Origin of the sequence: Aliamphritea ceti, assembly GCF_024347215.1 — a bacterium.
GTDB lineage: Bacteria > Pseudomonadota > Gammaproteobacteria > Pseudomonadales > Balneatricaceae > Amphritea > Amphritea ceti.
Genome location: NZ_AP025282.1, coordinates 969576 through 987672, shown reverse-complemented (window position 1 = coordinate 987672; position 18097 = coordinate 969576). Strand labels below are relative to the sequence as shown.

The 18097-nt window shown below is 46.4% G+C and carries 18 protein-coding genes and 1 tRNA gene; 12 read left to right on the top strand and 7 right to left on the bottom strand.

Annotated elements, in window-relative coordinates; genetic code table 11:
* Window positions 1–43: 43 nt before the first annotated feature.
* The 5 genes from rsmA to OCU49_RS23695 are packed head-to-tail and all read left to right on the top strand — an operon-like array spanning window position 44 to window position 3499.
* A complete protein-coding gene (gene rsmA, locus OCU49_RS04480; RefSeq protein ID WP_261843785.1) occupies window positions 44–853 on the top strand; it encodes a 16S rRNA (adenine(1518)-N(6)/adenine(1519)-N(6))-dimethyltransferase RsmA in 810 nt (269 codons plus the stop codon).
* Window positions 854–857: 4 nt separating this feature from the next.
* Window positions 858–1244 carry a Co2+/Mg2+ efflux facilitator ApaG/CorD gene (apaG, locus tag OCU49_RS04475; RefSeq protein WP_261843784.1) on the top strand — a complete coding sequence of 129 codons (387 nt, stop codon included), beginning with the start codon at window positions 858–860 and terminating at the stop codon, window positions 1242–1244.
* Between the two features lie 11 nt (window positions 1245–1255).
* A complete protein-coding gene (locus OCU49_RS04470; RefSeq protein ID WP_261843783.1) occupies window positions 1256–2074 on the top strand; it encodes a symmetrical bis(5'-nucleosyl)-tetraphosphatase in 819 nt (272 codons plus the stop codon).
* Window positions 2075–2078: 4 nt separating this feature from the next.
* Window positions 2079–2405, top strand: coding sequence for a thiosulfate sulfurtransferase GlpE (glpE, locus tag OCU49_RS04465; protein ID WP_261843782.1), 327 nt, complete (start codon window positions 2079–2081; stop codon window positions 2403–2405).
* A gap of 2 nt (window positions 2406–2407) precedes the next feature.
* A complete protein-coding gene (locus OCU49_RS23695) occupies window positions 2408–3499 on the top strand; it encodes a tRNA nucleotidyltransferase/poly(A) polymerase-related protein (protein WP_272885322.1) in 1092 nt (363 codons plus the stop codon).
* 9 nt (window positions 3500–3508) lie between these two features.
* Here OCU49_RS23695 and OCU49_RS04455 read toward each other — a convergent pair whose 3' ends face one another.
* From OCU49_RS04455 to folB, 4 genes are read right to left on the bottom strand one after another with little or no spacing between them, the layout of a single operon-like run.
* Window positions 3509–5410 (bottom strand): M48 family metallopeptidase, encoded by a 1902-nt coding sequence (locus OCU49_RS04455; RefSeq protein ID WP_261843781.1) that lies wholly within the window; start codon window positions 5408–5410, stop codon window positions 3509–3511.
* Window positions 5411–5422: 12 nt separating this feature from the next.
* Entirely contained in the window at window positions 5423–6019 is a 597-nt protein-coding gene (locus OCU49_RS04450; protein ID WP_261843780.1) for a LemA family protein, read from the bottom strand.
* Window positions 6020–6056: 37 nt separating this feature from the next.
* Window positions 6057–6581, bottom strand: coding sequence for a 2-amino-4-hydroxy-6-hydroxymethyldihydropteridine diphosphokinase (gene folK, locus OCU49_RS04445; protein WP_261843779.1), 525 nt, complete (start codon window positions 6579–6581; stop codon window positions 6057–6059).
* Complete coding sequence (gene folB / locus OCU49_RS04440) at window positions 6581–6937, bottom strand: dihydroneopterin aldolase (protein WP_261843778.1); 357 nt, start codon at window positions 6935–6937, stop codon at window positions 6581–6583. Before folB ends, folK begins: the two co-directional genes overlap by 1 nt.
* A 372-nt stretch (window positions 6938–7309) precedes the next feature.
* Here folB and plsY point away from each other — a divergent pair, with 372 nt between their 5' ends.
* Window positions 7310–7912 carry a glycerol-3-phosphate 1-O-acyltransferase PlsY gene (gene plsY, locus OCU49_RS04435; RefSeq protein WP_261843777.1) on the top strand — a complete coding sequence of 201 codons (603 nt, stop codon included), beginning with the start codon at window positions 7310–7312 and terminating at the stop codon, window positions 7910–7912.
* Between the two features lie 16 nt (window positions 7913–7928).
* Here plsY and tsaD read toward each other — a convergent pair whose 3' ends face one another.
* On the bottom strand, window positions 7929–8954 hold the full coding sequence (tsaD, locus tag OCU49_RS04430; protein ID WP_261843776.1) for a tRNA (adenosine(37)-N6)-threonylcarbamoyltransferase complex transferase subunit TsaD: 1026 nt from the start codon (window positions 8952–8954) through the stop codon (window positions 7929–7931).
* Between the two features lie 279 nt (window positions 8955–9233).
* Here tsaD and rpsU point away from each other — a divergent pair, with 279 nt between their 5' ends.
* The 6 genes from rpsU (at window position 9234) to OCU49_RS04400 (ending at window position 15621) form a co-directional block, all read left to right on the top strand.
* Window positions 9234–9449 carry a 30S ribosomal protein S21 gene (gene rpsU / locus OCU49_RS04425; protein WP_124926012.1) on the top strand — a complete coding sequence of 72 codons (216 nt, stop codon included), beginning with the start codon at window positions 9234–9236 and terminating at the stop codon, window positions 9447–9449.
* A 110-nt stretch (window positions 9450–9559) separates the two neighbouring features.
* Window positions 9560–10009, top strand: a complete 450-nt coding sequence (locus OCU49_RS04420; RefSeq protein ID WP_261843775.1) for a GatB/YqeY domain-containing protein — start codon at window positions 9560–9562, stop codon at window positions 10007–10009.
* Window positions 10010–10107: 98 nt separating this feature from the next.
* Window positions 10108–12087 carry a DNA primase gene (gene dnaG / locus OCU49_RS04415; protein ID WP_261843774.1) on the top strand — a complete coding sequence of 660 codons (1980 nt, stop codon included), beginning with the start codon at window positions 10108–10110 and terminating at the stop codon, window positions 12085–12087.
* A gap of 214 nt (window positions 12088–12301) precedes the next feature.
* Complete coding sequence (gene rpoD / locus OCU49_RS04410; protein ID WP_261843773.1) at window positions 12302–14107, top strand: RNA polymerase sigma factor RpoD; 1806 nt, start codon at window positions 12302–12304, stop codon at window positions 14105–14107.
* 63 nt (window positions 14108–14170) lie between these two features.
* Window positions 14171–14247 (top strand) — tRNA-Ile (locus OCU49_RS04405).
* Window positions 14248–14625: 378 nt separating this feature from the next.
* Window positions 14626–15621 (top strand): acyltransferase family protein, encoded by a 996-nt coding sequence (locus tag OCU49_RS04400; RefSeq protein WP_261843772.1) that lies wholly within the window; start codon window positions 14626–14628, stop codon window positions 15619–15621.
* A gap of 677 nt (window positions 15622–16298) precedes the next feature.
* On the opposite strand, the gene OCU49_RS04395 is transcribed toward OCU49_RS04400, so the two are convergent.
* The gene (locus OCU49_RS04395; RefSeq protein WP_261843771.1) at window positions 16299–17399 is read right to left on the bottom strand and encodes a 5-(carboxyamino)imidazole ribonucleotide synthase; all 1101 of its coding nucleotides are present in this window, start codon (window positions 17397–17399) and stop codon (window positions 16299–16301) included.
* Window positions 17399–17881: a 5-(carboxyamino)imidazole ribonucleotide mutase gene (gene purE, locus OCU49_RS04390; protein WP_261843770.1), complete on the bottom strand. Its 483-nt coding sequence runs from the start codon at window positions 17879–17881 to the stop codon at window positions 17399–17401. The genes OCU49_RS04395 and purE overlap by 1 nt, the downstream gene beginning before the upstream one ends.
* Window positions 17882–18097 lie beyond the last annotated feature (216 nt).

The following is an 18097-nucleotide window of genomic DNA, read 5'->3' as shown; positions in this document are numbered from 1 at the left end:
AAGCGTTCAGCGATTCACAGATATATCCAACGGAAAGTAATTCATGAGTAAGAAACCTGTCGGCCATAAAGCCCGTAAACGCTTTGGTCAGAATTTCCTGCAGGATCAGGGCATAATACGCCGGATCATTCGCTCCATTGCTCCGCAGGAAAACCAGCATCTGGTAGAGATTGGACCTGGGCTTGGTGCAATTACTGAAGAATTACTGCCAGAATGTCAGCAACTGAATGTTGTTGAGCTAGACCGGGATCTGATTCCTGTTTTGCGTACTAAATTCTTCAGTTATGCAGACAAGTTCAACATTCACGAAGCCGATGCACTGAAGTTTGATTTCGCCTCGTTATACCAGGCACCACAACAACTACGTGTTGTTGGTAACCTGCCATACAACATATCTACACCACTGATCTTCCACTTGCTGACATATGCCGAGCAAATCGAAGACATGCATTTTATGTTACAGAAAGAGGTAGTAGACCGTTTAGCAGCTAAACCAGGTGACAGTGCCTATGGCCGCCTGGGTATTATGGCGCAATACTATTGCCACGTTGAACCCCTGTTCATCGTGCCACCGGAAGCTTTCGACCCAGCACCTAAAGTAGACTCGGCGATTGTCAGACTTGTACCATACAAAAAAGTCCCACACCCGGTACAGGATATTGGTAAACTGGAAGTGGTCGTCAGAACCGCTTTTGGTCAGCGCCGCAAAACCTTACGAAATAATCTGAAACCGCTGATCAGCGCCGATGATATTCAAGCTCTCGATATCGATCCGGGCCTTCGCCCTGAACGTCTCAGCTTGCAGGATTTTATCCGCATCAGTGATTTCATCAGCACAAAACAGAGCGATTAAGCAGATGATTGCCGCATTAGAACAAGAAAGTATCGCTATCAACGTTGAGACATCTTATCTTCCGGAGCAATCTGATCCTGATAAAAAGCGCTTTGTCTTTTCCTACCATATTACAATCACCAACCATGCGACTCAGCCGGTTCAGCTGCTTAATCGCCGCTGGTTAATTGTTGACGGGGACGAACAGGTTCAGGAAGTTAAAGGCGAAGGTGTTGTCGGTGAACAGCCAGTCATTGATCCAACTGAAAGCTACAGTTATACCAGCGGCACAGTATTAGCGACTAACGTTGGCAGCATGCAGGGGCATTATGAAATGAAGGCAGAAGACGGTCAGACGTTTAATGCCGAAATTGCGCCCTTCACTCTGGCACAGCCAAACGCTCTCCACTGATAAGTACTGCTATGACCAACTACGCAATTGGTGATATCCAGGGCTGTTTCGATGAACTGACGGAACTGTTAGAAGTCATTAACTTCGGCAATGATGATCAGTTATGGATCGCCGGTGACTTAGTAAACCGTGGCCCTAAGTCACTAGAAACATTACGTTTTCTTAAAACACTTGGTAACAGAGCTAAGATTGTACTCGGCAATCATGACCTGCATTTATTAGCGATCCACTATGGCACGACTACGCAGCGCCGTAGCGATACCTTTGATGAAATACTCAATGCACCAGACCGTAATGAACTAATGGACTGGCTACGCCAACAGCCTCTGTTAATCCATGATGCTGAACTGGAATACACAATGGTCCACGCGGGAATTCCACCTAACTGGTCGTTAAAAAAGGCCCGAAGCTACGCTCTTGAAGTTGAGCAGATACTGAAGAGCACCCTGGCTATCGAGTTCTTCCGTAATATGTATGGCAACAAACCCGACCGCTGGAAAAAATCAATCCAGGGTTGGGAACGCATTCGTATGATTACTAACTACTTTACGCGAATGCGGTTTTGCAGTGATAAAGGCAAGCTCGACTTCATAGCCAAAGGTTCTCTTAGCTGTCAGCCTGAAGGTTTTCTACCCTGGTTTGAACATCCGGGTAAAACCATAGACAAGCACCGTATCATATTTGGTCACTGGGCAGCACTAGAAGGCAAAGCTGACCATCACAACGTATTTGCACTCGATACAGGTTGCGTCTGGGGTAATACCCTTACAGCTATGCGTTTGGAAGACCAGCAACTATTCTGCGTTCCAAGCCGGAAACAACAGGAGTAAATCTATGGACACCTATCAGTGTATCAATATTGAACAGGCCGTTGCCCTGATTGAAGACGGCGCAACGATTGTCGACATTCGTGACCCGCAAAGCTTTGAAGCAGGACACATTCAGAACGCCAGCCGCCTTAGCAACGAAAACCTACACAGCTTTATTGCTGAAGCGGATATGGACCAGCCGGTCATTGTCTGCTGTTACCATGGCCACAGCAGCCAGTCTGCAGCACAATTACTCATTACTCAGGGTTTTGATCAGGTATACAGCCTGGATGGCGGCTATCAGCTCTGGCAGGCTAACAAACCGGAAATGTGCAGCGCACCGCAAACATAAGCATGCAAATCTATCTGGTAGGTGGCGCCGTCCGCGATAAACTCCTTGGTTACCCGATTTACGATCGTGACTGGGTCGTTGTGGGTGCATCTGCAGACATCATGCTACAAAAAGGCTTTAGCCAGGTAGGTCAGGACTTTCCGGTATTTATCCACAAGGACACCGGTGAAGAATACGCCCTGGCGCGTACAGAACGAAAGTCAGGCAAAGGTTATACAGGCTTTCAATACCACGCCAGCAAGGATGTCACACTAGAAGAAGATTTACTGCGACGAGACTTAACCATTAATGCCATGGCCGAAGACTCTAACGGCAAGATCATCGATCCTTTTCATGGCCAGCAGGATTTACAGCAGCGCATTCTGCGTCACGTATCCCCCGCTTTCGCTGAAGACCCACTCAGAGTCTTACGCGTTGCACGATTTGCGGCCCGTTACGCGCACCTGGGCTTTACACTTGCACCTGAAACACTGACCCTGATGCAACAGCTGGCAAACAGCGATGAACTCAGCTTTCTCACCCCTGAAAGAGTCTGGCAGGAAATGCAACGGGCCCTGGGTGAACAAACGCCACAAACCTTTATTCAGGTACTTGAAGACAGTCACGCTAACAGTAAGCTTTTCCCCGAATTAAACATTCAACCTGCACAGTTAACACTGTTAAACGCTAACGCTTCAGCTGAAGTTCGCTGCGCATTACTATTACTTAAGTGTGCTGGTAGTGCCGAATCAATAAAAGCCTTTAGTATACGTCAGAGACTGCCGAACACATTCAGGGATTTAGCCTTGCAGGTATTCCGTGGAGCAGCAGATATCATTAGTTATCCGCAACTGTCCGCACAACAGAAACTGCAATTAATTCTGGATCTTGACCTGATGAGAAGGCCTGAAAAGCTCTCAGCGATTTTTGAAGCGTGCAGGATTCTTAACGCGGCACCGGAATTGATCGCCGACCAAAAACTCCCTGAATTATTAACACAGTTGGCAAGCATTAAACCCAAAAAAATAATGGCTGAAGGTTTTAAAGGCAAAGCTTTAGGCGAAGCAATAAGAGCCAGACAACTGGAAGTTTGCCGACACCATTCAGACGCCTAGTTTTGACTGTTACAGATCAGCATCCAATCCTATCAGCGGACTTTCCATCACCGCAGCAACAGCGGTTAACAGCTCTCGTTCAACAATAGATATCCGGCCATCCTTTTGTGCGCAGCGAACTAATCCTTTCAGGTAGCGAGCTTTCAGCAAAGGCTCAGCCGCAGCCAATATACCGACTGCTTCACTGAATAAACTGAGCGGTTCTTCTTCGCACTGCTTCTGACTTAGCAAAGCACTGTTATAAAACCCTGCCGTATTAGTCGCCAGATTAAAGTTCCGCGCCAGCTCTTCATCTGTACTGCAAGAATCTCTGCCATGCCACACAAGCATCGATGCAACCCGCTGAAAAGCATGCATTCGCTCATCAACAGAGTAGACAGCGGCCTTTCTTTGACTGCCAATACCAAAATGACCATCGCAGTAATGGCTCAGTAATTTATATAAACACCATTCAAATAAATCAATTCTCTGATCCGCATGGATTAACTGCATTAACAAACGTTTATATACCCGATATTGCTTAGCCGACTGCTGTTTTAATGCTGGCATTGCAAGTAACACCCAGGGAAGATAAGCGCCGCGGGATAACCCTTTGGTCTTATTCTCAAGTACGCGCACCAACTCTGCTAAAACAGAATCACAACTGACAATCATCTGGTACTGCTTATTACGAAGCGCCTTGTCTGCAGACAATAGCAAGGACAACATTATAGCTCGGCATGCAACGCTATCCTGAGCGCTATCATAAAGCTCCTCAGGCAGCTCTTCTGCCCTGACATATTCGATGTCATCAATACTTACCAATCCAAATAGCGGCCCGCCAAAAACAAGATTGGCAACAAACTCCAGCTTTGCCTCTTTACGATCATCCCCAGATGACTCTTCCTGTTTATACGTATTCGCATCGCTCACAGCCTGTTGCCAGCGCACTTCAGAGAAACGCCCATCCCAACCGGGCTCTATGGCCAGAATCCGTTTCCTCAACGGTGGATGAGTCGCCATCCAGACCGCGGCAAGCCCTTCAATACTGGCAAAGAAAAAATGACTGGCTTCATGGCCACCCCTACTGTTGATACGGCTACTGGCTTTAATACTGCCTATCGCTTTTAATGCCCCGGCAATACCGGCCGGATTACGGGTAAACTTAACAGCAGCAGCATCGGCTAAATACTCTCGCTGACGGCCCACAGCAGACTTAATCAGACTGCCGCCCAAAGTACCTATCCAACCTATCAAAAATAGCCCTAAGCCTATGGGTTTACTTCTGCCAGAGGTACGGCTAAAAAGCAGGTCTCTGCCTATTTCACCAATACACATCAGCCCATGCAGAACAACAAGCAAGCGTATATTCAGGCGCATATCACCATTGAATATATGGCTCATTTCATGGGCCACCACACCCTGTAATTCATCACGGTCCAAATGATCAAGTGCCCCCTGGCTGACACAGATAACAGCATCCGTAATCTTTAACCCGGCAGCAAAAGCATTAATACCTCTCTCTTCCTGCATGATATATACAGGTGGCACAGGCACGCCCGCTGCTATCGACATCTCAGCAACAACGTTCAACAAACGCCGCTCCAGTAAATTATCAGTTTCGGTTAAAACAGGAGAAGCCCCCATAGATTCAGCAATAGCAGCGCCACCCCTGGAAACTTCCAGCCATTTCAACAGAGCTGTTACCAATAACCCTGCACAAATCCCCCCGGCAACCCAGCCCAGCCGTTCATAAGTAAAGGAATCTAACAAGTTAATTTGAGGGTCGTAATAACCGCCGTCATCAAACCATAGCCAGGTGATAACAAAGAGAGTAGTTAAACCGATTAACAGGAAAGTAACGCAGGCAAACAGGAAAATCAGCCAATAACTTCGCTTACTGGCTTGTGCCTGCGCTTCATAAAAATTCATCTCAGATCAGTATCAGAAACTGACCGATGGCGCTTGCTGGATTTGCTCTCTGTCAGCCATTTCCAACAGGCTGGCATCCGCTTTATGTCCAAAAACGCCGGCTAATAAAATCGGCGGAAAGCTTTGCTTATATTCATTATATTCAATAACCGCATCGTTAAATCCCTGACGGGCAAACGCAACACGATTTTCTGTTGAGGTTAATTCTTCACTCAGCTGCTGCATCTGAGCATCAGCTTTCAATTCGGGGTAATCCTCAACAACCAGATTAAACTTGCCCATAGCCGCCTGTAAACCAGATTCAGCAACACCTAACTGCTGAAGCGCTCCAGCGCTCTGTGCACTGGCCATAGCACTCTCCAGGCCTGCTCGCGCCTGATTACGGGCACTGATAACTGCTTCCAGCGTCTCACGCTCATGTTTAAGATAACCTTTAGCGGTTTCAACCAGATTAGGTATCAGGTCATAGCGACGCTTTAACTGTACATCAATTTGTGAAAAAGCATTTTGATGCCGGTTACGCAGACTCACCAGACTGTTATACACAGCAATGATGTAACCTATGATAATTACAGTCACAACAATGCTAATGATAGTTGTCAGTTCCAAAGCGTCACTCCTTAATAAACGGAATATTCCCTGATAATCAGTCAGCTGTTATTTCTGCAACTGAAATCTTTTGATCTTGCCAGCTAAAGTCTATCGCGACTAACGGCTGTTTTTCTTTATCAAAATCGCGCCATAAATCCTGATAAGTCTCTCCGGACTCAGGATGGCGTGCTTTCGTCGCCAACTCAGCTAAAGGCCTTAAAACAAAAGCATTAATCAACACTTCAGCACGCGGCAGCTGAATACCGGAAAAATCGCCTATCAGGTTATCGTAAGTAAGAATATCGATATCCAGTGTACGCCCCAGGCTGTCACTCTTACGACAACGTCCATGCTGATCTTCAATATCTTTAAGCACAGCATTCAACGCTGGCAGCTCAAGCTCAGTTAAGAATTCACCTACGAGATTATAAAACGGCGCACCATCAAAACCGACAGCATCACTTTCATAGACCGGCGACAAACGCAGTTCACTGAAAGTAGCGTTTAATGCATCCAGCCCGCCGCAAATATTATGCTCACGATCCTGATTACTGCCGATACTGACGAATACTTTTGCCATTAAAAACGTTCTCCACGCTCAATGATAATGCCTACATCTTCTGCCGCAGGAACGGCTCCCGGCTTACCTAACTGCAGCCGAACCCAGCGAACACCAAACTCATTCATCAGAATTTTGGTCACTTCTTCAGCCATGGTTTCAATCAGCTGAAACTCGCTATTGGCAATAAAATCGATCAAACGCTCTGAAATTGTCTTATAACACAGTGTATTATCAATATTTTCGCTAGCAGCCGCTGCCAAGATGTCAGATCCCATTTCAATATCCAGCACTACGCGCTGACGAATTTCACGTTCCCAGTCATAGATACCAATAACCGTTTCAATTTCCAGCTGTTTAATATAAACAATATCCATTACTACTTTGTAACCTGTTGATAAGTCGATTTAAAAAGCACTGCAAAGCAGCACATATTCTATTACCTGATACTTAACATAGCGCATCAGGATGTCAATACTGTTATACCGGCAGTCTATTACGTCTGCCCGACAGAAGCTTGCTTATTTCCGCCTTAAACCTATACATTCAAAACGCATTTATTTATTAACAAAGTAACTTTTTACAGGTCCGGCATCGTCAGCTTTTTATTTAAAACGCCTCATTGCCGACGGAAAACCTGTACTTAAAAACCTTTAAAGCAGAAAACTTAGCTAAAACTAATCGTTACCCATTTGTATCTTTACACAATTAGCGGTATATAAGATTAGATCTGACTATCGGTTCCTAACATGAACAGCCCTGATACAGCCATCAACATAGCAATTTTGCTGGCCGCCTATTTGCTGGGTTCCATTCCCACGGCAGTGATCGTCTGCCGTTATATGAACATCAACGACCCCCGTCAAAAAGGCTCCGGTAATCCTGGCGCCACTAATGTATTAAGAGTCGGTAATAAAGCGGCCGCAGTAATAACTCTGGCAGGTGACATGTGCAAAGGACTCATCGCAATCTGCGTTGCACAATTCATACTGCAAGATAATGCTATTGCCCCTTTATGGCTGGCACTCGCTGTACTCGCTGTACTTAGCGGTCATATATGGTCGGTGTTTCTGCAGTTTAAAGGCGGCAAAGGCGTCGCGACTACCGTGGGCGCCTGCCTGGCTCTGGACTGGCAGCTGGGTCTGGCCCAGGTAACATGCTGGTTGCTGCTAATCTGGCTGCTAAAAATATCAGCACTTGCAGCACTGGGCATGGCCTTACTAACCCCTTTATTTACCTGGCTACTCGTACCTCAATGGCTAACGCTAAGCTTACTGATATCCTGCATCCTGTTTGCCAGTCATCATCAGAATATCAGCCAGTTTCTCAAAAGAATAAGCGCTTATAAATAACTACTGGAAGCCTGTTTTAAAGCCCTGGCAATGTATCCAGCGGCCAACGTGGCTGCGCTAAAATTGTCAGATCACTCTTCTGGCCAGCCAATAAACGCTGAGCACCCGCAAAAGCAATCATTGCTCCGTTATCGGTACAAAAGCGTGGCCGGGCATAAAAAAGCTCAGCTTTTTCTTTCGCTACCATATCACCCAGTTTACGACGCAAACGTTGATTTGCACTGACACCGCCGGCAATCACTAATTGCTTAAAGCCTGTTTGTTGTAATGCCCTACGACACTTGATCGCCAGCGTCTCAACAACAGCCTCTTCGAACGCTGCAGCTACATCATATTTATCCTGCTCAGACAACTCACCTTCTACCCGCAGCTTGTTACTGGTGTTAAGTGTGAAGGTTTTTAATCCACTAAAGCTCATATCTAAACCAGGACGATCAGTCATAGGGCGCGGAAACCGAAAACGGCTGCGATCACCCAGTTCAGCCATCCGCGCAACCTCCGGGCCACCTGGATATGCTAGTCCAAGCATCTTGGCAGCTTTATCAAAAGCTTCTCCGGCTGCATCATCTAATGACTCACCCAGTAAACTATATTCACCAATCGCATCAACCCGAACGAGCTGAGTGTGCCCTCCGGACACCAATAACGCCACAAACGGAAACGCCGGAGGCGTATCTTCTAACATTGGCGCTAACAAATGCCCTTCCATATGATGCACACCAAGCGCCGGAATACCCCAGCCCAGAGCCATAGCTCTGCCTGTAGCAGCACCTACCATCAACGCACCAATAAGCCCGGGGCCGGCAGTATAGGCAACAGCATCTAACTGCTGTGGGGTTGTGTCTGCCTGCTGCAGAGTCTCACGCACTAGTGGTAATAACTTTCTGACGTGATCACGGGAAGCCAGTTCAGGTACGACACCACCATATTCAGCATGCATTGCCACCTGACTGTATAACGCATCACCTAATAAACCTTTATCGGTGTCGTAGATCGCTACGCCGGTTTCATCACATGAAGTTTCAATACCCAATACACGCATGCTGGCTTCCACAAGTTAAAAAATGCTAAAAAAATGCTTTTCAGACTAAAAAATATCAAATTCAGCCTGCTCTTATGCGGACTTTACTGTAAGATGCCGCGGACTTTGCCCAAGTGGCAGAAAAAGCGGCGCCATTATGCTTCAATTTAGAGAAGATTTCATCGCATTTAGCCTTTACAGTGCCATTGCATCAGAATAGAATGTTCGCCCTTATTGGCCAGCTGAGTCTAAACTCAGACTAATCAGATTAAATTTTTTAAGGAAGGTAAGGTATTAAATATGCCAGCAGTTAAAGTTAAAGAAAACGAGCCATTTGACGTAGCTCTGCGTCGTTTCAAGCGTTCTTGCGAAAAAGCAGGTGTTTTGGCTGAAGTGCGTCGTCGTGAATTTTACGAGAAGCCAACTTCCGTTCGTAAGCGTAAGGCTGCTGCTGCTGTAAAGCGCCACCTGAAAAAAGTTCAGCGCGAAAACCAGCGTCGCGTACGTCTGTACTAATCATTGACGGGTTCGTCGCCTGGCGACTAACTGATCAAATCAGGTCCTGAGCATTTGCTAATGACCTGATTATCCCATCGAACAGTCTAAAGAATTCTATCGGAGCTACTATGTCTGACCTGAAGCAACGCATCAGTGATGAGATGAAAACAGCAATGCGTGCTAAGGCAAAAGAACGCCTGACAACCATCCGAATGATTCTTGCCGAAATCAAGCGCATCGAAGTTGATGAGCGGATTACACCTGACGATACCCGTATTCTCGCCACGCTGGATAAAATGCAAAAGCAGCGTCGCGATTCGATCAGCCAGTTTGAAGCGGCTGACCGAAATGATTTGGCCGATATTGAGAAGCAGGAACTCGTTGTTATCAAAGAGTTTCTGCCTCAGGCACTTTCAGAAGCTGAACTTATCAGCATCATTGATCAGGCTGTCACTGACTCCCAGGCACAAAGTATGCAAGATATGGGTAAAGTAATGGCACTGGTTAAACCTCAGGTACAGGGCCGCGCCGATATGGGCCCCATTAGTCAACTGGTTAAAACCCGTCTGACATCCTGAGAATATATTGCCAGTATCAACTGGCAACTCAGCCATACTGACAAGCATTTCCTTAACCGCTAACATAACCGGTAATTGGTTACCCAGGCGAATGTCTTATGGCCGGAAAAATCCCGCAATCTTTTATTGATGACCTGCTTGCCCGCATTAACGTGCTGGATATTGTTGAGTCGCGGGTAAAACTCAAACGCACCGGCAAAAATTATTCTGGCCTGTGCCCTTTCCATAATGAAAAATCCCCTTCCTTCACCGTTAATAACGAAAAACAGTTCTATTACTGTTTTGGCTGCGGTGCTGGCGGTAACGCCTTGGGATTCATTATGGAGCATGACAGGCTTAGCTTCCCTGAAGCTGTGGAAGAGCTTGCCAAACTGGCCGGCGTTGAAGTTCCGCGCGATGAGTCCAGAGTCGACCATCAACGTGAATTACGTCGCAAAGATATCTTTGCCTTGCTAGAAGAAGCTTCCAGCTTTTATCAGGAACAATTAAAGCAACACAGTCAGAAAGCGAAAGCTGTAGAGTACCTGAAAGGACGCGGTTTAACCGGAAAAATTGCTGCCCTGTTCGGTATAGGTTATGCACCACCTGGCTGGGACAATCTCCTCAAAAAACTAAGCCAGACTGAAGCAGACAAGCCTCGCCTTGAACAGGCAGGAATGCTTATCCACAAGGAAGAGAGTGATCGCTATTACGACCGCTTCCGTGATCGCATTATGTTTCCAATCAAGGATATGCGCGGCAGAGTTATCGCTTTCGGCGGACGTGTACTAGGTGATGAAAAACCTAAATACCTTAACTCCCCAGAAACAGAGACCTTCCATAAAGGTCGCGAGCTTTACGGCCTGTATGAAGCCCGAAAATTCAATCAGCATCTCAACAAACTGATTATTGTCGAAGGCTATATGGATGTTGTAGGGCTGGCTCAATATGGCATTAGCTATGCCGTTGCTACACTTGGCACAGCCACTTCCGCACAACACCTCGAACGCCTTTTCAAAATGGTCGATGAAGTCATCTTCTGCTTTGACGGCGATCAGGCTGGCCGAAAAGCAGCAAGCCGGGCATTAGAAACCACCTTACCTGTCATTTCTGACGGCAAACAGGCACGCTTTCTCTTTCTGCCGGAAGGCGAAGACCCGGACAGCCTGGTACGCCAGGAAGGCACTGAGAAATTTGAAAAACGCCTGACTGAAGCTCTGCCATTATCAGACTTTTTCTTCCGCACCCTTGGAGAAGACGCAGACCTTAACAGTCTCGACGGCCGGGCCAGCTTTAGTAATCAGGCACTACCCATGATTCAGCTGATGCAACCAAGTATTTTGCAGCAAATGATGCAAGATAAAATAAGTGAGCTCACGGGTCTCAGTTTTGAACAGCTAAACAGCATCAGCAACCTCCAGGAAGCCACGAAAGCATCACCTCAGCCAACATATCAGACAACTGAATACGAACCTGCTTCAGACTACGACGACTATCCACAGCCAGAATACGATCAGGGCGGTGGTTATTACGACAATGATTACTCAGGCTATGGCGATGGTAACAGCCAGAAGAACAATGGCTTCAAGCGTAAGGGCAAATCAGGAAAGGGGAAGTTTAAAAACAAGAACTTTCGCCAGGAAAAGCCTGAATTCAGGCCGCCACAAGATCTGAATATACGCATTACACCAGCAAGCAGCGCTATATCAATTTTGTTACATGCACCGCACCTGGCTAATGGCTGTGAACTCAGTTTTCTGGCCAACAGCAATAGTCGAACGGAGCAACTACTCTTCAAGCTTGTCGAATACTTGCGCCAGACACCTGATGCGACACTTGGCATGCTATTTGTTGACTGGGAGTCCGAGACGGATCTGGCAGGCTATCTTGGTACGCTCAACGAGATATCCCACCTGGAACCGATTCAAAACACAGATAATGCACAAAATGTTTTGAGCGATTCCTTACAGCGTTTACAGGAACGCAGTATTGATCAGCAGATAGATGAACTAAAATCTCTCAATCAACGCTCGCCTGAAGATAATAAGCGCCTGAACCAACTGTTATTGCAACAACATAGCAGCAGAGCCAGCCGCTAAGCCCTTGAAGTATTAGGCATTACCCCCATCTATTTACTATGCTTAATCAATAACTCAGGTAAAGTCTTTCTGTTGCCTGAATTAAACAGCAAAAAGAGTAAACATTTTAACCACATTGGCACGATCCAACAGTGCTTATCAGTAGTATTTACAACGGTCTGTCGCTATAATGTCGGGCTAATTTTTCACTCTGTCATCATCATGAAGGGCACTTATGTCAGACACCTCCCAGCAGCAGTCACGCCTCAAGGAACTGATCGCACGCGGTAAGGAGCAAGGCTACCTTACATACGCCGAAGTCAATGACCACCTGCCAGAAGATATTGCCGATCCGGATCAGGTCGAAGACATTATTCGCATGATCAACGACATGGGCATCAAAGTATCTCAAGAAGCACCAGATGCCGATACCCTGCTGATGACCGAAGGCGATTCCGCGGAAGAAGCAGACGACGAAGCAGTTGCCGCACTGGCTGCAGTAGAATCCGATGCAGGCCGCACCACTGACCCTGTTCGTATGTATATGCGAGAAATGGGTACAGTTGAACTGCTGACTCGCCAGGGCGAAATAGAAATCGCTAAGCGCATCGAAGAAGGCCTCCGTGAAGTTATGGCTGGCCTGGCTGCGTTCCCTGGGTCAGTTGAAGCGATTCTCGGTGCTTACGACGCCACATTAGAAGAAGAAGGCCGACTGAGTGATATTTTCAGCGGTTATATCGATCCTGATGAAGGTAACGAGATTCCGACAGCGGCACCTCAGCCAGCAGCTGACAGCGATGACGATGACGAAGAAGAAAAAGAGCGCGGCCCAGACCCTGAAGAAGCAAAACGACGCTTTGACCTGGTTCGTAGCACTTACATTACGTATCTGAAAGCCGCAGAAAGCCAGGGGCGCGACAGCAAAGCCGCTTCTAAAGCCTTTAAAGAGCTTACCGACGCTTTCTCGCCTATTAAACTGTCACCTCGTTACTATGACATGCTGGTTGATAATGTGCGCAGCGCAATAGACCGTATTCGTCGTCAGGAACGTGCGATCATGCAGATCTGCACTCAGCGTGCAAAGATGCCTCGTCGTCAGTTTATAAAAGAATTCCCAGGCAATGAAACCAACCCAGAATGGCTTCAGAACCTGATTAATTCAGATAACGCTTTCGCGCCGGCTCTGAAGCGTCACGAAATCGAACTTAAGCGTGCTCAGAAGAAACTGATTCAGATCGAAGGCGAGCTCCACTTAACGCTGAACGAAATGAAAGACGTTAACCGTCGCATGTCGATTGGTGAAGCTCGTGCTCGTCGCGCTAAGAAAGAAATGGTTGAAGCAAACCTTCGTCTGGTAATTTCGATTGCCAAGAAGTATACCAACCGTGGCTTACAATTCCTGGATCTGATCCAGGAAGGCAACATCGGTTTGATGAAGGCAGTAGATAAATTTGAATACCGTCGCGGTTACAAATTCTCTACTTATGCAACATGGTGGATTCGACAAGCAATCACCCGCTCTATCGCTGACCAGGCACGTACAATTCGTATTCCTGTTCATATGATCGAGACTATCAACAAGCTAAACCGTATCTCTCGTCAGATGCTACAGGAAATGGGTCGTGAACCTACACCTGAAGAACTGGCTGAACGTATGGATATGCCTGAAGATAAGATCCGTAAAGTTCTGAAGATTGCTAAAGAGCCTATCTCTATGGAAACTCCAATTGGCGACGATGAAGATTCGAGCCTGGGTGATTTCATTGAAGATGTAACTATCGACTCTCCGGTAGACTCAGCCACAGGCGAAGGTCTTCGTGAAGCAACTAAAGAAGTTCTTGCCGGCCTGACAGCTCGTGAAGCCAAAGTTCTTCGTATGCGTTTCGGTATTAACATGAATACCGATCACACACTGGAAGAAGTAGGTAAGCAGTTTGATGTAACTCGTGAGCGTATTCGTCAGATCGAAGCGAAAGCACTTCGTAAGCTGCGCCACCCAAGCCGCTCTGATCATCTGCGCGGTTTCCTGGACGATCATTAAAAGTAGTTAAATCAAACTCTTGTGCCCATTTTACCTTGTGGTATTATGGGCACCCTCTTGTGGGGGCCTTTAGCTCAGTTGGTTAGAGCATCCGACTCATAATCGGCAGGTCCTGGGTTCGAGTCCCGGAAGGCCCACCATTTTTAACCCCACAGATTTTATTAAAGCATCCGACTCACTCTTTATAAACCCGCACAGGTCACGGGTTCGAGTCCCGGAAGGCCCACCATTTTTATCCCTACAGATTTTCTTTAGAGCATCCGACTCACTCTTTATAAACCCGCACAGGTCATGGATTCGAGTCCCGGAACGCCCACCATTTTTATCCCTACAAACTTTCTTTAGAGCATCCGACTCACTCTTTACTGATAAGACCATTCAGCTCCTAGCTCTAGTCACGGAAGACCCACTGCTTTCTAAGTAGTTAGTTGGTTTTAGTACCCGCAAGGCACTACATTTAAGGATAAACGAAATAGCTTAAGGAATAGAAAGACCTCCATGAACTCGCTAACTACATCATGCACTACGATCCCAAGCTAGATGGTTTGCGTGCTATCGCCGCAATCTTGGTTGTAGCATTTCATGCTAAAGTTCCTCAACTTAGCGGCGGCTTTCTTGGCGTAGATATTTTCTTCGTCCTGTCCGGATACCTCATAACAAAACTCCTTGTGGATGAAAGGCAGAAAACAAATCAGATCAACTACTGTCGCTTTTATACAAGACGATTGTGGCGGTTATATCCCGCTCTACTTTTATTGATAACAGTTTATGCTCTTCTTGCACCAATACTGTATCCACAATATAAAACTACACAACACTACCAAGATATTGTTTTATCGGGTCTTTATCTGGCAGATTACGCTCGGGCTTTTGATATTCCCCTTGAAGTGCTAAGCCATACCTGGAGCCTTTCAGTAGAAATGCACTTCTATTTACTATGGCCCCTCATTTTAGCCTTGATCTTAAAACTCCCTAAAGAACATATTAGACTCACTCTTTCTTTCATGTGGATTGCCGCGACTCTCTGGAGATGGCAAGAACACTATTGGCTTCAAGACTGGCGTGATATTTACGATAGAGCTGACACACATTGCAGCGGCCTGATATTTGGTGCATTGCTAACTACTATCAACCCCATCAAGAACAAACTCGTCACTATTATTGGCTTTATGCTAACCAGCTTGGCAATGGCTTATTTTCGCTGGCGTATGGAATCAACTACATTATTCGGATTCAGTCTCACTGAAATCGGCGCTGCCATGATCATTCTCGCCGCCCCTACATGGATGGGCAGCAGCATATTAGCGTGGCTCGGGAAAATGTCTTATGGACTTTATCTTTGGCACTACCCTGTAATACATATTATGAGAAACCTTGATGCCAGCTGGCAAACCTCATTAATAACAGCTCTATCGATTGGCATTGCGCTTGCTGCTATAAGTTATTATCTGATAGAACAGCCTATACTTAAGCGCCATAGAAAAAACTATCAGATGACGAAAACCTCAAATTAGGCCAGAAGCTCATAACTTCACTTACTCTGAGCCCATCCAGACTCTCAAGTCATCATGACTTTACGGTAACCATAAAGAAAAAACGCTCGAAGCCATGACTGCTTAAATTTTAAACTCATCGGGAAAACCTTTGGTGCGAACTACGCCTTCTAACGACGTTAATTCAACGCAATAAAATGCCTATTAAAGACTGGCCAATTAAATGTTCAATTCCGGGTTGTAGTTCAATCATATAGATGGCCTCTCAAAACACGCTCGATTGACGAATATCAAATGCATTTCATAACCGGAAAGTTACATTGAAGCATCACTACAATGTTGAATTAATACAAAGGAAAAACTATGAGCTGCTGCGGTTCCTGCGATGGACAAAACGATGAAAAACCAACCGAAAAAGAAACTGAGGAAAATAAAACTGAGGAAAATAAAACTGACACTCAGGACACTGAGTAAAGCATTCAGAACTGAAATTCTCCACACACGCTTGCTTCGCTAAACCTTCCATGAAGCAGGCGTTTTGCCTTTAACATCACATTAACAGCAACACCTTCCCTGACTAAGCCAGTACTTTGTCTGTCTAAAACTCATTCCTAATAGCTAAATAATCACTTCCAATAAAAAAGCCCGGTGGCTGACATCAGCGACCGGGCTCTTATCGAATAAATAGTTAGAAGTACTTAACCGTAAAGTTCCTGTTTAAAAGTCTCAACCTGCACCTGAAGCTCATTAAGAGTGTTGTGACGCAGGTTCAGATGACCAACCTTACGGTTAGGTCGCAGAGTTTTATTGTACTTATGTAGTTGTACGTTACTCATATCCACCATCTCATCGGTAGGATCACAGCCAAGAAGATTTACCATCGCAGAATAACCATCTGGCTCAGTTGTACCCAAACCAACAGAAGTAATCGCTCGCATATGATTTTCAAACTGTGTGCAAATACCGGCAATCTGAGTCCAGTGGCCACTGTTATGCACCCGTGGAGCTAACTCATTAACAATAAGCTTCCCTTCACTCACAAACAACTCAATTGCCAATACGCCAACATAATTTAGTTCGTTGAAAACGGCATCAGCAATCTCTTTAGCCTGAGCAGTCATTTCATCAGTCAGCTCGGGAGCCGGCGCAACAGAACTCAGCAGAATACCGCCGCTGTGATGATTCTCTGCCAACGGATAACAGCTGATATCTCCGTTCGGCGAACGGGCTGCAACCAGAGACACCTCACGCTCAAACTTCACAAAACCTTCAACAACAACTTCCGGCAAAACAGTATCGCTGCTTAGTAAATCAGTTAATTGCTGTGGATTTTCAATCAACCACTGGCCACGACCATCATAACCTTCTTCGCATGACTTGATCAGTACAGGAGCACCCATCTCATCAACGGCCGCCTGCAATTCTTCAGTACTATTAGCAACCCGGAAACTAGCTGTCGGAATGCCCAGATTATTCAGGAAGGTTTTCTCACGACCACGATGCTGGCAGACTTCGATCGCTTCTGGCTGAGGATAGACAGCACAGTGAGGTACAAGCGTTTTAAGTAATACCGTATCTACATGCTCACGCTCAACGGTAACTACATCAGGCTCACCCAATGCATTAAAAAGAGCATTACCTTTCATATCGTCGGTTAGATCAACAATATCACCCAACCCCTGCACACAGGTGGTATTCTCACCGGCACCGGCCAGAAAGGTAAATCGATACCCCATTGGCCAGCCAGCAAGCGCCATCATTCGCGCCAGCTGTCCGCAGCCTACTATTGCAATATGCATTAACACACCTCCAGTGGCACACTGTCAGTCTGATTCTTACGCCATGCCTGCAAACGCTCACTCAGGGCTTCATCCTGTAAAGCTAACATCTGCGCAGCCATCAAACCGGCGTTATAACCGCCAGCTTCACCGATCGCCTGACAGGCAACAGCCACGCCTTTAGGCATCTGTACCATAGACATCAGGCTATCCATACCTTTCATGTATTTACTGGCAACCGGTACAGCAATAACAGGTAAATGTGTCATTGCAGCAGCCATACCCGCAAGGTGAGCAGCACCGCCGGCACCGGCAATAATGACCTGAATACCGCGAGTATGCGCTTCGCTTGCAAACTGATGCAGACGGTCTGGTGTACGATGAGCAGAAACAACCTGAGTTTCAAACTCCACCCCAAGTTCCTTCAGGGGTATAGTTGCCAGCTCCATGGTCGGCCAGTCAGACCGTGATCCCATAATGATGCTTACTGTCACATTGCTCATCAATAAATACCTGCGTTCTCTTTGGCTTAAGCTGTAAGTTTACTTATTGCTGTCTGAAAATACTGCGCAGCCCATATTCAAAGAATATAGGCTGCAGCCAGAAAGCAGTAATAAAAAATTCTGATTGATGACGGGGAAAGCAGGCACACAGTGGCCGGAGCAACATTAAAATTCGTTCACAGCCTATATCTGGCACTGAAGAACATGCTCTGGATA